This is a genomic window from Brevibacillus sp. AG (genome assembly GCF_028369215.1).
Classification (GTDB): domain Bacteria; phylum Bacillota; class Bacilli; order Brevibacillales; family Brevibacillaceae; genus Brevibacillus; species Brevibacillus porteri.
Map to the genome: position 1 here is coordinate 567,683 of NZ_JAQMYO010000001.1, position 14,095 is coordinate 581,777.

13 protein-coding genes and 2 pseudogenes are annotated in these 14,095 nt (G+C 46.1%); all 15 read right to left on the bottom strand.

Going from position 1 to position 14,095, the window contains the following annotated elements; all coding sequences use genetic code 11:
• Nucleotides 1-23: 23 nt before the first annotated feature.
• Nucleotides 24-1,205 carry a lipid-transfer protein gene (locus POF51_RS02390; RefSeq protein WP_069845091.1) on the bottom strand — a complete coding sequence of 394 codons (1,182 nt, stop codon included), beginning with the start codon at nucleotides 1,203-1,205 and terminating at the stop codon, nucleotides 24-26.
• Between the two features lie 176 nt (nucleotides 1,206-1,381).
• The gene (locus tag POF51_RS02395) at nucleotides 1,382-2,563 is read right to left on the bottom strand and encodes a CaiB/BaiF CoA transferase family protein (RefSeq protein ID WP_069845092.1); all 1,182 of its coding nucleotides are present in this window, start codon (nucleotides 2,561-2,563) and stop codon (nucleotides 1,382-1,384) included.
• Nucleotides 2,560-2,976, bottom strand: a complete 417-nt coding sequence (locus tag POF51_RS02400) for a PaaI family thioesterase (RefSeq protein ID WP_069845093.1) — start codon at nucleotides 2,974-2,976, stop codon at nucleotides 2,560-2,562. Before POF51_RS02400 ends, POF51_RS02395 begins: the two co-directional genes overlap by 4 nt.
• Before the next feature lie 228 nt (nucleotides 2,977-3,204).
• Entirely contained in the window at nucleotides 3,205-5,112 is a 1,908-nt protein-coding gene (locus tag POF51_RS02405; protein WP_069845094.1) for an alkyl/aryl-sulfatase, read from the bottom strand.
• A 138-nt stretch (nucleotides 5,113-5,250) separates the two neighbouring features.
• Nucleotides 5,251-6,294, bottom strand: a complete 1,044-nt coding sequence (locus tag POF51_RS02410; RefSeq protein WP_069845095.1) for a zinc-dependent alcohol dehydrogenase family protein — start codon at nucleotides 6,292-6,294, stop codon at nucleotides 5,251-5,253.
• A 26-nt stretch (nucleotides 6,295-6,320) separates the two neighbouring features.
• Nucleotides 6,321-7,148 carry an AMP-binding protein gene (locus tag POF51_RS02415; protein ID WP_271753629.1) on the bottom strand — a complete coding sequence of 276 codons (828 nt, stop codon included), beginning with the start codon at nucleotides 7,146-7,148 and terminating at the stop codon, nucleotides 6,321-6,323.
• A 1-nt stretch (nucleotide 7,149) separates the two neighbouring features.
• On the bottom strand, nucleotides 7,150-7,914 hold the full coding sequence (locus tag POF51_RS02420; RefSeq protein WP_271753632.1) for a class I adenylate-forming enzyme family protein: 765 nt from the start codon (nucleotides 7,912-7,914) through the stop codon (nucleotides 7,150-7,152).
• A gap of 41 nt (nucleotides 7,915-7,955) precedes the next feature.
• Complete coding sequence (locus POF51_RS02425) at nucleotides 7,956-8,219, bottom strand: aldehyde dehydrogenase family protein (protein ID WP_271753634.1); 264 nt, start codon at nucleotides 8,217-8,219, stop codon at nucleotides 7,956-7,958.
• Nucleotides 8,201-9,343: pseudogene (locus POF51_RS02430) on the bottom strand (aldehyde dehydrogenase family protein). Before POF51_RS02430 ends, POF51_RS02425 begins: the two are co-directional and overlap by 19 nt.
• A 93-nt stretch (nucleotides 9,344-9,436) precedes the next feature.
• A pseudogene (locus tag POF51_RS02435) lies at nucleotides 9,437-9,958 on the bottom strand (electron transfer flavoprotein subunit alpha/FixB family protein); the annotation flags it as partial.
• Nucleotides 9,930-10,160 (bottom strand): hypothetical protein, encoded by a 231-nt coding sequence (locus POF51_RS32150; protein WP_442869500.1) that lies wholly within the window; start codon nucleotides 10,158-10,160, stop codon nucleotides 9,930-9,932. The pseudogene POF51_RS02435 and the gene POF51_RS32150, both read right to left, overlap by 29 nt.
• Before the next feature lie 22 nt (nucleotides 10,161-10,182).
• Nucleotides 10,183-10,950: an electron transfer flavoprotein subunit beta/FixA family protein gene (locus tag POF51_RS02440; protein WP_069845097.1), complete on the bottom strand. Its 768-nt coding sequence runs from the start codon at nucleotides 10,948-10,950 to the stop codon at nucleotides 10,183-10,185.
• A 34-nt stretch (nucleotides 10,951-10,984) separates the two neighbouring features.
• Nucleotides 10,985-11,752: a 3-hydroxyacyl-CoA dehydrogenase gene (locus POF51_RS02445; RefSeq protein WP_069845098.1), complete on the bottom strand. Its 768-nt coding sequence runs from the start codon at nucleotides 11,750-11,752 to the stop codon at nucleotides 10,985-10,987.
• Between the two features lie 21 nt (nucleotides 11,753-11,773).
• On the bottom strand, nucleotides 11,774-12,550 hold the full coding sequence (locus POF51_RS02450) for an enoyl-CoA hydratase/isomerase family protein (protein WP_069845099.1): 777 nt from the start codon (nucleotides 12,548-12,550) through the stop codon (nucleotides 11,774-11,776).
• A gap of 161 nt (nucleotides 12,551-12,711) precedes the next feature.
• Nucleotides 12,712-13,962, bottom strand: coding sequence for an MFS transporter (locus POF51_RS02455; RefSeq protein ID WP_069845100.1), 1,251 nt, complete (start codon nucleotides 13,960-13,962; stop codon nucleotides 12,712-12,714).
• Nucleotides 13,963-14,095 lie beyond the last annotated feature (133 nt).

Sequence of the window (14,095 nt, forward strand, 5' to 3'; positions counted from 1 at the left end):
ATCATCCCTCCGATTTGTATGGATTAGCCGATACGATACATCGTAACGACACAAGCTCCGCCAAGGCCCAAGTTATGTTGGAGAGCGACGCGTGCCCCTTCTACCTGCCGTTTGTCTGCCTGACCTCGCAACTGCCAGACCAGCTCTGTGCATTGTGCGAGACCGGTTGCTCCCAACGGATGACCTTTTGACATTAAACCGCCAGATGGATTGACAACGTAGGTTCCCCCGTATGTGTTATTGCCATCGTGGATGAACTTCTCGGCCCCGCCTTCTTCACACAAGCCCAAGCCTTCGTAAGTGATGACCTCATTGGGTGTGAAGCAATCGTGTAGCTCTACCACGTTGACCTCATCCGGACCGATCCCGGCCATTTCATAGACTTGTTCCGCTGCACGTCGGGTCATATCAGCACCAACTAGATTGAGGATAGATTCATGTGTAACATCGGTATCTGTTGTGAGCGCCTGACCCACAATTTCTACGGCATTCGTCATCCCGTGCTTGATCGCGAAGGCTTCACTGCATACAATCGCTGCCGCTGCTCCGCAGGTTGGAGGGCAAGCCATCAGACGTGTCAAATGAGGCATTAAGGCTGGGGCGTTCAATACCTCTTCCACCGTCAGCGGCTTATGAAAAAGAGAATACGGATTTTGAATCGCGTGACTTCTCGTTTTCACGGATACTTTGGCAAAAATGTCTGGGTTAGCTCCATATTTTTCAAGGTATTCCTTTCCTGCTGAACCAAAAATCTTGATCGCATTCGAAGCGGAATCCGGCACGTCTGCCCACAGCTCTTTTAAGCGATTTTGTGTCCAGCCTAACGGAGGAGTCCGATCTGTCCAGACACTTGCTAATGCGCCTGGTTTCATTTCTTCAAAACCAACTGCCAGTGCGCAATCTACCATACCCGATTCGACTGCTTGCCTCGCCAAAAATAGCGCAGTTGAACCGGAAGAGCAGTTATTGTTGACGTTAATGATCGGAATTCCTGTCATCCCGACCATATACAAAGCTCTTTGACCACATGTACTGTCTCCATATACATAGCTCGCATAAGCTTGTTGGATGTCCGAATAGTGAATGCCCGCATCTTCCAATGCGCCTTTGACCGCTTTGGATGCCATCACCTCATACGGTTCATGCGAGCCAGGCTTTGTAAACGGTACCATATTTACACCGATGACTTTTGTTTTTCGACTCATGCCTCTTCCCCCTTTGGACGATCACTAACCATTTCACATTTCACAACTATTAGGTTTAGCAAATGTCGTGCCAACACGTTTTTTCGCCAATGATCGACTCTGTCAAAGCCTCTTCGTTCATTGTGTATGTGCTGCATACAAAAATAATGATAGAACTGTATAAAATCCATACACTTTCAATACGCAAAAACCTCGTTTTCTTTAAGCGTTGCAATTTGTTCGTCGGTATAACCCAGAGATTTCAGTACGAGAATCGAATGCTCACCGAGTTTGCTTCCGATATGCTTATATTCTGGTTGGGCGGCGGAAAATTTGATCGGAAAACCAAATTGTCGCTGTGTGGTTCCGTCCGGCTTCGGTACATCCACAATCATCTCACGTGCTTTCAATTGCGGATGCTCGCACGCTTCTGCAAAAGTAAGTACGGGTTCAACACACGCTTCTATCTCCTGAAAAATGGCTGTCCATTCCGCGAAGGTTTTCGCTCGAAATGCGTTGCGAACGTAATTTTTAAAAGCTTGGACATCGTCTGGAGATTCACTGAAAGACAATGGCAACAGATCCGCGCCACCTATCGCTTCGCATAGCAGCTTACGGAATTGAGGTTCGAGACTGCCTACAGAAAAATACCGTCCATCTTTTGTTTCATAGTAGTCGTAAAAGATCCCGCCGTTTAACCGCATGACCTCTGCCTGAGGCTCTACTCCACACGCAAGATAACCAGCTCCATGAATCGTATTCAGTACGAATGCAGCATCCGTCATGCTGACGTCAATGTATTGACCTTCGCCCGTCCGCTCGCGATGCAGCAAAGCAGCCAGCATCCCAATCACGGAGTGGAGCGAACCACCCGCAATATCTGCGATATGAAAACCATGCGGAGACGGAGGCGATCCTTTTCGCCGGGAGTACTCATTGATTCCTGCAATAGACAAGTAGTTGTTGTCATGCCCAGGTCGATTATGGTACGGACCAGTCTGACCATATCCGGTGATCGAACAGTAGATCAGTCGCGAATTGATCGCTCGCAGTGCCTCAAATCCAAGGCCGAGTCGTTCCATGACCCCTGGACGGAACTGCTCAAGGACGATGTCGTATTCTTTCACGAGCTCTTTCACGATATCTACGGCTTCTTGTTTTTTGAGGTCAAGCGCGATGGAAGATTTCGAGCGATTCAAGTAGCCATGGGCTGCTGTTACACCCCCATCTACTTGTTTGCCTTGCCTGATACTGTCCGGTCGGGTGAACGATTCCACACGTAGCACTTCTGCTCCCAGATCTGCTAGCATCGTTGTTGCAAAAGGTCCCGGCAGCAAAGTTGAGAAATCGAGAACTTTATAGCCTCGCAACAAGCTCATTTTTTCACCTCATTCAAGTTGGTAGATAAAAGCTTAAAGGTAGCACTCGCTATCGCCAGCAGTTTGCCTGTATTGTTTCGTACCTCTCCTTCAGCTGTGGCAAGGCTTTTGCCTATATGGCGAATTTTTGCTGTTCCAACAACGAGATCACCCTCTTTGGCAGAGGCCAAATAATGAATATTTAAATTGACCGTTACCAGGCTGTACTCCGTCTGAAATCGGATTGTCAAACCCATCACGTGATCGAGCAAGCTCGCTATGGCACCTCCGTGCAACAAATTACCGGCGTTCAACAATTCGGATGTAATTGGCAGCTCGACTACCACATGTCCTTCTTCCCTATGCGTAATTTGAATGCCGAGATGTCGTTCAAATCCTGCTTGTATCCGTTTTTGGGGGTCCGTAATGGACATACTCTCACCTCGCTTTGCTGTTGCACTGTGACACTGTTGGCTTATCTGATTTGCAAATGCCGTGCCAAAGATAGCTTCCGTTCTTATTTGAATGAAATGCATGCGATATAAATTTTATGCGCAAGTAAATCGTACACATCTAGAACAGTTGTACAAAATCTATACACATCAACACTGGACGAACAAAGTAAAAACCCTTGATTGCTCAAGGGTCAACTCGCTGAGCTTTTATTCAGGTGTCACTATAGCGGGAAATGGATCAAATTCGTCCAATAATGCTATAAAAGCGTTGATTGGCGTCGCATCACCGGTTACTTCTATTTTTCCCGTTGCCTTGGCTTGATCAAGTGATAGACGACCAAGCATCAATGCAAAGAAAGTCACTCGATCCGTTACTAGCGAAGCGTCTGGATGAGCGTCATGCTTATTTACTTTGTTCACGAGAACCGAATTTTCCAGGTACATAGCAAACGATTGGTCTGCATCTATGATCGTTACATTCATCGTAAACTTTTTGCCTTCTGCTTTCGGACCGTTGAGTTTCACAGCTAGCAGTGTTAAGAAATCCGAAATGGGCATGTAGGTAATGATTCCTGATACATCAGTTGGAGAATTGTCCTTATTTACCCCATTGCGCAGCTCAGCGGCTCCTACCAAATACATGTTTCGCCAGTTCGCGGATTCCGCTTGGTAGCCCAATTGTTCAAACGTATTGGCCAGCAAATTTTTGGCTTCAGTATGAGTGGGATCAGCCATGACCACATGCTTTACTACTTGCGCAACCCAACGATACTCGCCTTTTTCATAATCAGCCTTTGCCTGCTGCAAAATGTTACTTGCGCCACCCATGTACTGCACATATTTCTCGGCAGCTTCCACCTGTGGTAGCGGATCTAGATCAGAAGGATGCGCGCTATAATAGCCGAGATAAAAGTTGTAGATTCCTTTTACGTTATGCTTTAGCGTTCCATAGTACCCTCGATTTCCCCAGTATTTATCCAGTGCGTCCGGAAGCTTGATTGTTTCTGCTATTTCATCCATCGTATATCCATGATTGGCTAAACGCACCGTTTGATCGTGCATATATTTATACAGATCGCGTTGCATTTTCAGATGGGCAATGGCGTTTTCTTTACCCCATACTGGCCAAGCGTGGATCATCAACAGGGCATCCACTTCTTCAGCCTCAAACAAGTCAATCGTCTTATCCAGGGCGTTTGCCCATAACAAAGCATCTCGTGTTTTTGCTCCTCTTACGGTGTAGATTTGATGCATGGATTTATTGGCATTTTCCGAGACAAACAAAGCTTTGTAATCGCGGATATAGAAATGCATTTCTGCAGGTGCTTCTGTATGGGGTGTTAATAAAAATTCGAAGGTCATTCCGTCGATTTCCATGGTCTGCGTCTCGTTTACGATATCAACTGTGGGCAGCGCAAAGCTGAACTTACCCGAATTGGTCACCGGGCCAATCCCGACAGAAACCGTTCCTGTAGCGTTGACCGGTAGATTTTTCCCGAATTGAAACCCTGCACGCCGGGCCATGATCGTACCAAGCAGTACATTTTCGCTCAACGCTTCTTTTGTAAAATGCTGTGGTGCGATAATGGGGATTTCGGGATTTTTCGCATACTGAAGTGCTGCTTCGGTACCAGCAAAATGGTCTCCATGACTTTGGCTGATAATAATCGCGGTAACCGGTTTTTTAGGTCGATGCTGATAATATAACTCCATCGCGGCTTGCATGGATTCTACACCGGCTAACGTATCAACAACAATGACTCCCTCTTTTCCTTCGATGAAAAAGGTCGTGACGATGGATTGTCCACGTATTTGATAAACGCCCTCTACCACCTTGAACAACCCTGTAATCGCATGTAACTGCGAATTTCTCCACAAGCTAGGATTGACTGTATCGGGTGCAGGCTGATCAAGGAATCCGAGCTTTTCGATGTCCCAAACAACTTTTCCAGCCTCATTTTTTATGACTTTTGCTTCTATGGGGGCGAGGAAACCTCTATTAGCATCCTCGAAATCTTGCTTGTCTTCAAAAGGGAGAGAGGCATAAACGGCCTCCTGTGCTTTTTTCGTAAAAGACGTGGCAGGTAATGACTGATTGACTTTCAAATCTGCCATTTATATACCTCCAGATGTTTATTTTTTGAATTTTCATTGGATATTTTGTCCATGGGCTCCTAGTTGTATGCATTTGGTAAAAGCAGCAAGACCATCACTACGGCAAGAGCGATAGCCCGTAAAGCGCGGCGTTTCATCCTAAAATTTGTTAATTACCGTAACTCCTACACCGGAATACGTATTCATTTCTTCGAATGATGCATTTATCTCTTCCAAGGAGATTGTTTTCGTTACCAATCTCCCGGGTGAAAGGCGCCCGCTTTCTACTAAGCGAAGCATCGTTGAAAATTCAGGCAAAGGCATGCCGATCGATCCAATAATCTGCGCTTCTTGCCGGAGTAAAAAGTTAATAGGGACGGAAGTAAGACCTCCATTCGGATTCGAACTCATACCAATCTGGACATGTCTTCCTCGCTTCGTGAGACTCAAGAGAGCATTCAAAAACGTTTCCTGGATACCGAGCGCTTCAATGGAGACGTTCGCACCGCCCTTTGTTATTTCCCGCACAGCCTCTGGAGCGTTCACTTGCTTGCTATTTACGACAGCCACTGCTCCCAGCTCTTTCGCAAAGGCCAGTTTATCATCCGCGATGTCCACCGCAATGACATTCGCTCCTGAAGCAGCAGCAATTTGAACAGCAGATAGTCCTACACCACCAGCGCCATACACGGCTACCCACTCACCAGGACGCACATTTCCTTGCGTGATGACTCCATGGTAGGCAGTCATGAAACGGCAGCCCATCGCACTTGCTTCTATAAAATCAATGCTTTCAGGCAAATGCATAAGATTTTGATCTGCTTCTCCGATATGAATATACTGCGCAAATCCGCCATTCAAATCGAAGCCGACCAATTTGAGGTTATCGCATACATTGTGGTGACCTGCGACGCAATGCGGACATACCCCATCGCCGATATTAAATGGCACAATCACTCGATCACCTTTTTTGAAATTGCGTATGTTTTTTCCGACCTCTTCCACCACTCCACTCATCTCGTGCCCTAAAATATGCGGAAAGGATTGAATCATACTCATATGTCCTGTCCACCCATGCCAGTCACTCCGGCATACGCCTGTTGCTTCTAATTTAATGATGACCCCATCCGGAGTCAGTGTCGGATCTGCGATTTCCCTTACGACCAAAGGCTCGTTAAACGCTTCTAAAACAGCAGCTCTCATGTGCATACACCCCTCATTTCTATTGATCAGATATTTTGTTTATTCCGTTCTTCTTCTACCAATTTGCTACGCAGGATTTTACCTACATGCGTTTTTGGAAGCGCTTCCCTAAATTCGATCAAGCGAGGAACCTTATATCTGGTCAGGCGTTCTCTGCACCAGCTCTGAATATCTTCTTCCGTCACATTTGCTTGTCTACCGAGAACAATGACGGCCTTAATCGTCTCGCCACGATATGGATCAGGAACACCGTAGACGCACGCCTCCAACACGGCCGGATGCTGGTAAATGACTTCTTCTACTTCTACCGGGTATACATTAAAGCCGCCCGTGATGATCATATCTTTCTTTCGTCCTACAATATAGAAATACCCCTCACTGTCCATGGTCCCGATATCACCTGTATACAGCCAGCCATCACGTATGGTACGCTCTGTCTCTTGTTGATTCTTCCAGTATCCTTTCATGACCTGTGGGCCTTTTACAATCAGTTCCCCTGATTCTCCCACCGGCATCTCTTTTGTTCCGGTAGCTGTGTCTACAATTTTTGCATCTGAATTGGGAAGCGGTAGACCAACACTCCCTACTTTTCGTTGCCCAATCAGTGGATTGCGCATCACTGCACATGTCGCTTCCGAAAGGCCATAACCTTCGATAATCGGAACGCCTGTTTTTTGTTCAAAATTTTTCATCACTTCAACAGGCAAAGGAGCTGAACCGCCTATACACATTTGAAAGCACAAAAGGTCGTCTTTCTGCAAGTCCGGATGGTTTAAGATCGCAATATACATCGTAGGCGAACCAGTAAAATAGGTAGGCCGATGTTTGCGGATCAACTCCAGAATACGATTCATCTCAAATTTTGCGACAGGAACGTACTTCGCCCCCCATTTTGACAAATTGAACGAAGCTGAACAGCCCCATACCGTGGTAGAGTGGACTAATTCCTAGCTGACAATGACCAGCTTTACTTAATACGGACTTATTTGTTTCGTATGATTGATAGAGATTCGCTATCATATTTGTGTGTGTGATCATGACGCCTTTTGATCTGCCGGTGGTTCCTCCTGTATACGTTAGGACAGCAAGCTCTTCAGGTTGTACATCCTTTTCCGGCAGGTCGGGACTCTCATGAAGAATCCAATGATGCAGATTGTCTTCCTCAAAAATTTCCCGATCTGCTGCGATGAATGTCACTTGATCAGCTAATCCGGTTTTCTTCAGCTTCTCTTTCTGTTCTCGAAAGGCAATGACCCCTGTCGCTTCTGAATCTTTGAGCAGATGTTCCAACTCGGCAGGCTGAAAATTCGGGTTGACCTGAACAACCACTCCCCCTAAACGCTGAATAGCAAAAAAGGATAGCCCATATTCCATGCTGTTTGGAACCATGATCCCGATGCGATCACCCTTTCGATAACCGCGTCGATAAAGTGCAGAAGCAATCCGTTCACACGCTTCCTTTAGTTGTAAATAGGTGATTTCTCTCTCGCTGTCAGAGATTGCGATATTAGAAGAATGTAGACGAGCCGTTCGTTCTAGCACATCATAAATGGTTATGGATGGAATCTCTACTTCGTGCGAAACTTCTTGAGGATAAAATGCGAGCCAAGGTTTATTCAAGCGACTCACCCCTCGAAAAGAACGTAATCATGCAGATCCGATTATTTCAATCTTTTCATCAACGTCTCTAGCTTTCCTTTATAGGGAGCAAGTGCAAATTCCTCCAACGGATTGCTTCCCACTGGTGCTTGGAAGAGAACACCGCGTTCGTGCGAAAATTCCTTGAATCCATAAACACCCGTATATCGTCCAATCCCGCTCTCATTGATTCCGCCAAAAGGAAGATTCGGTTCCGCCATATGCCGCATGACATCATTCACGGTTGCTCCTCCAGAAGTTGTTCTGGCTAGCAGACCACAGTACATTGATGATCACTGAAGATGTACAAAGCTAAAGGCTTGGGCTTTGAATCCATATACTCGATCACTTCATCCAAATCGGTATACGTCAGGACTGGCATAATCGGTCCAAATATTTCTTCTTGCATGATTTTCGCTTCTAGAGGGACGTACGTTACGAGTGTTGGGTGAATTCTTCCATCTTCAATCGTACCACCAAATCGTACTTTCGCCCCTCTGGAGACAGCATCCTCCAACAAATCTTGCAAACGCTGCAAATTACGTTCATTAATAATTTTGGCCATATCTGTTTGGGTAAGCTGTCCATTTTCAAAATAGCTACGTTGGACATACGCTTCAACATGCTGAACAAATTCTTCAAGTTGATGCTCTTTGACAAAAACATAGTCTGGTGCAAGGCAAATTTGTCCGGCATTCGCAAATTTGCCAAATGCGATGCGAGGAGTCATTTTCTCTAAATCAACATGCTCGTCGACAATCACAGGGCATTTGCCGCCCAGCTACAACGTAACGGATGCCAGATGTTTCGCAGCTGCCTGCATGACATGCTTGCCAATCGAAGTACTCCCGGTAAAGAAGATATGGTGAAATGGAAGGGTTAGCAAAGCTTCTGCAACATCCACTCCCCCTTCAAAGATGGCAACCTCAGATTCCTCGAACACCTCGCGAACGATTTTCGACGCAAGTCGGCTGGTTGCTGGCGCCATTTCAGAAGGCTTCAAGATACATACATTCCCTGCCCCAATCGCAGGAATTAACGGAAGAAACAGCAAGTAAAATGGAAAATTCCACGCCGAGAAAATCAGGCACTGTCCTTTTGGCTCCAAAATTATTTTTGCAGTTGCTCCCATGCTTTGTGTAGCGACTTCGACAGGCTGCATCCATTGTTCCAAGCTGGCGATAAAACGATCAATCTCATGAATGACACCGAGCACTTCTGTTGTGACGGCTTCAAAAGAAGGCTTCTTCAAATCTTGTTGAAGCGCTTGTAAAATAGCAGGAGTTTGCGTACGAATGATTGTTTTTAGTTTCTGTAATTTTTTGTATACGTTCTGCGGCATTGGTTCTTTTGACAACATGCTGATGTTTCTTTTGTAACTCGAATATTTGTTGAATATGATCCGTAACATCAACCATCAAGAAAGCCCTCCGATCATTCGTTCACGCATTTTCATCATCAGAATGTCGATCTTGGTGAGGAATTTTCCAGACAGTTCCTGGGATTATGATACGAGAACTTTCTTCAATTCTTCTGTCAGCAGTGGAACGACTTCAAACAAGTCTCCAACGATTCCGTAGTCGGCAATTTGAAAGATCGGTGCTTCCGGGTCTTTGTTAATGGCCACGATAATTTTTGAGTTGGACATTCCCGCCAAGTGTTGAATAGCCCCTGAGATGCCACACGCAATATACAGATCGGGTGTCACTACTTTTCCTGTTTGTCCGATCTGCAAGGAGTAAGCGCAGTAATCCGCGTCGCAAGCTCCACGGGACGCTCCTACTGCACCGCCAAGTGCCTGAGCCAATTCTTGCAGGGGTTGAAAGCCTTCCCCGCTTTTCACGCCGCGTCCACCAGCGACGATGATCTTGGCTTCGCTGAGATCGATACCGCTTGCTGTTTTTCGCACGACTTCTTTGATGATGGTACGAAGATCAGTGATTTCTGGCTGAAAATCTACGATCGCGGTTTGCACAGCTGTCTCTATGATTTCAAAATTATTGGGACGCAGGGTTGCGAACACCATTCCTTCTTGTTTTCGTTACATACAAGGTACTGGCTCCGTATTTGCTGATATCCTGCACATACGCTTCCTCATTCGGCGAGAACAACGCCGCGATGACTTCTCCCCCTGCCGCGACCTGATTCGCAACAGTTAATGCCTCGAGAGATACATTTCGTAATTTTCCATCCTTTACTTCGGTAAGCACTAGAACCTTTTTGCTCATGGTTAATCCTCTCCTTTTTTCTTTAGATGACCTTCGCTTCTGTACGCAGCAGTTGTGCCAATTCGATTACCTGTTCCTTGATTTCTCCGTTCAATAGGCGACCTGTTTGCTTCTTGGCAGGCAAATACTGCTCGACAATCGTTGTGCGGGCCTTTCTCTCATCGTTTGCAAGAGCCAAATCTTCCAGAGTCAAACGCTCCATTGGCTTTTTCTTCGCTTTCATAATGCCTGGCAAAGACGGGTAGCGCGGCTCGTTTAACCCTTGCTGAGCTGTTGCCAAGAGTGGAAGACCGACTTCGATGATCTCTATATCGCCTTCTACGTCTCTTTCGACGGTTGCTTTGTCACCATCGATTGTAAGTTTCGTAATCGTAGATACGTGTGGGATACCTAATGCCTCTGCAACCCGAATCGCAACCTGTCCTCCCCCGGTATCTACTGACATATTGCCCCCGAGAATCAAATCGAATGTTTGATCCTTAATCGCTGCCGTAATCAAACTAGCAATGGTGTATTCATCCGCTTCGTTTTCACCTGGATCGACGAGTATCGCTTTATCTGCTCCCATCGCAAGTGCGGTTCGAAGAGCACCCTCCGCACGCTCTGGGCCAACGGTGATCACGGTGACCTCTGCTCCGTTTTCTTCCTTGAGCTTGACTGCTTCCTCGACAGCATACTCGTCATAAGGATTCACGATAAACTCGATGCCTTCTTCATTTATCTGACCGTTCTGTATCACGATTTTTTCTTCTGTATCAAAGGTTTGTTTCAACAAGACTAAAATGTTCATCTGCATTCTCCTCCAGACTTCGTTTTATTTTCGATTATTTTGGCTGCATACGCAGTGCACCATCTAAACGGATGACTTCCCCGTTTAACATCGGGTTTTCGATAATGCTTTGAACGAGATGGGCAAATTCATTCGGCTGTCCTAACCGCTGCGGAAACGGCACCATAGCGCTTAGTGCTTGCTTAACATGCTCGGGAGCCCTGCCTAGCATCGGTGTCTCAAAAAGACCTGGCGCGATCGTAACGACACGAATGCCAAGCGAGGATAGATCCCTTGCAATGGGAAGCGTCATCCCAACCACTCCGCCTTTTGACGCACTGTAGGCAGCCTGACCCATTTGTCCTTCAAAGGCAGCAGCAGATGCCGTATTGACGATAACCCCTCTTTCCACTTGCTCGTTCGGTTCGTTCTCGCTGATTTTCGCTGCCGCTAAACGAATGACATTGAAAGTTCCGATCAAGTTGACCTGAATAATTTTGGTAAAAAGTGCAAGATCGAATGGACCGTTTTTTCCATACGTTTTTTGTGAACCGCCGATACCTGCGCAGTTAACGGCCGCTGTTATTTTACCGAATTTTTCAACCGCTTGGTCTAATGCTGACCTGACATCCGCTTCTTCGACGACGTTTGTATTTACATAAAGAACCTGGTCGCCTAGTGCTTCTGCGAGCTGGGTTCCCTTCTCATCGTTGACATCCATCATGAGTGCGTTTCCACCATGCGCTACGATATTTTTCACGGTAGCCTCTCCCAGACCTGAAGCACCGCCGGTAACTGCTACCACACTGTTTTTGAAATCCATTGCCCTTCTCTCCTTTATTGTCTAGTTCCCTTGAAATTGCGGGCTCCTTTTTTCTAAAAACGCTTGTACGCCTTCTTTTACGTCTTCTTTCAAGAACAAATCTTGGAATAACTCAGCCTCTAGCTTGAGTGCCTGCTGAAAAGGTAGCTCCATCCCTTCATCCACTGCTTTTTTTATATGCTGAAGAGCAGAAGGCGAGTTTTGGCAAATTTTTTGCGCAAGAGTCAGCGCTGCTACCAGTCCCTCGCCAGTGGGTACGACACGATTGATCAAGCCAATCCGCATGGCTTCATCTGCGGTAATATGCTCACCTGTAAACAACAATTCTTTTGCTTTCGCCTCTCCAATCAGGCGTGGTAAACGCTGTGTACCGCCTGCCCCAGGGAGCAGCCCAAGCTTCACTTCTGGCACCCCAATAAATGCGTGCTGTTCCGCAATGCGCAGATCACATGTCAAGGCAAGCTCGCAGCCACCTCCCAGTGCGTATCCATTTATAACAGCAATCGTCAGTTTCGGAGAATAATCAATGCTGTTAAAAAAATTGTGATTCTCCATAAATTGAGGAAGCAAATTTGGATTTCCGATTCGTTTTGGCAGCTCTTTGATATCGGCTCCCGCCACAAATGCTTTTTGCCCAGCTCCTGTCAAAATGATTGCCAGCACGTCGGCGCTAGCATGGAGCTCAGCGAATATGACTCGCAATTCTTCTTTGACCCCAGCACTCAATGCGTTCATCGGTGGATTGTCGATGGTGACAATCGCGATTTTCTCCCGTTTTTCAACATTGACCAGACTCATCGCTGTCTCTCCTTCCCTGTCGATTTTGTTTTGTAAGAAGAGAAAGCAAATGTCATGCCAACACCAAAAAAGTAGTTCCTTATACAAAAACAACACGAAAAATATCGGATTGTTTGATTTTCAAACAGGTAATTCAACGCAATTATCTTGTTTTCAGACACCTACACAGACTCCACTTGAAGCGGAATATCTTTGGACGGTTGATCCGGCCTGACAAACACTAAAAAGAGAATCCCCGTTACAATGAAGAGGCCCACGATGACGTAAAGCGAGTAATGAAATCCGAGCACAAAGTTATTGCCCGCTGCTTGCACTAAGATTCCTGTTATGAGCGGAGCAACGATGGAGGCTATATTGGTAATAAACGAATAGATACTTGTCATAAAACCAGCTCGTTCAGGCATGAGCTTAATCAGTATTTGCGGTCCAACTGCAGCAATGCTGTAACTCGATGTTTTTGCTAAACACAAAGCAACAAATATCCAGATAAAAGAATCAAATACCGGCATAAAGGCGAGAGATAGTCCACCAATAAGCGTGACGATCCCTGAAACCAGAACCCGCGATTTGAAATCGCTCTTAGACTTCTTATAAAGATGATCGGAAAAGGATGATAGCACCAATACCATGACTGTAGCGGCAACACCGCTTCCAGCGACGGCATAAGCCATGTTCATCGGCTCTAAGTGCAGCACTTTTGTCAAGTACAGTGGAAGCCAAATAAGCAACCAAGTGGATAGCCAAAAAGCAGAGAACGCCAATGTAAGGGTGAGAAAACATGCTGGATTGCGCAACACGGGAGAAATATCTGCCCATCTCAATTTTTTTACCTTGGATAGTGCCATTTGATTACTCGGGTGATTCTTGTTTTTTCGATCAACAAACAACCAGACGAAAGCCAAAACCAGACTTACTACACCTAAGAGTGCAAAGGTCAAACGCCAGCCATACTTTTCTATCATCGCGACAAGGATGGGCGCTGAAATAATTCCGCCAACACTGGCACCAGAGACGATGACTGCAAAGGCTATTCCTCGTTTTTCGGGAGGAAACCATTTGGCAGCATGGCTCATCACAACCGGCCCAAATGGCCCCTCAAAAGCCCCCAACAATAACCGATACAAGATCAGCATCGGCAAGGTCATGATGGCATAGGAGCCAAACTGCAGAACGGTCCAAGCAAGCAATAGAACTACGATCATTTTCGAAGTGCCGATCCGATCTGACCATGTCCCTCCAAGTAAAGCTGCGATGGCAAATAACCAGTAAAAACTGCTCCCGACCATCCCCCATTGGGCACTATTTAAGCCAAGCTCCTTCATCAAAGGGTCTGCTGCATACCCAATGATCGCCTTATCCGCATAGTTAATGACGTAGGCAAAAAACATGAGTGCTAGAACTATCCATCTCATCCCAAAACTCCCCTCCTTCGTAGTAAAAATTATAATTAGACGCAAAATTCAGAAAAAGCAAGTGTTATGCCAATCATACATGAGTCTTTTCTTATTCTTCCTTACCGTTTGGATGGATGTTGTTATGTATGGC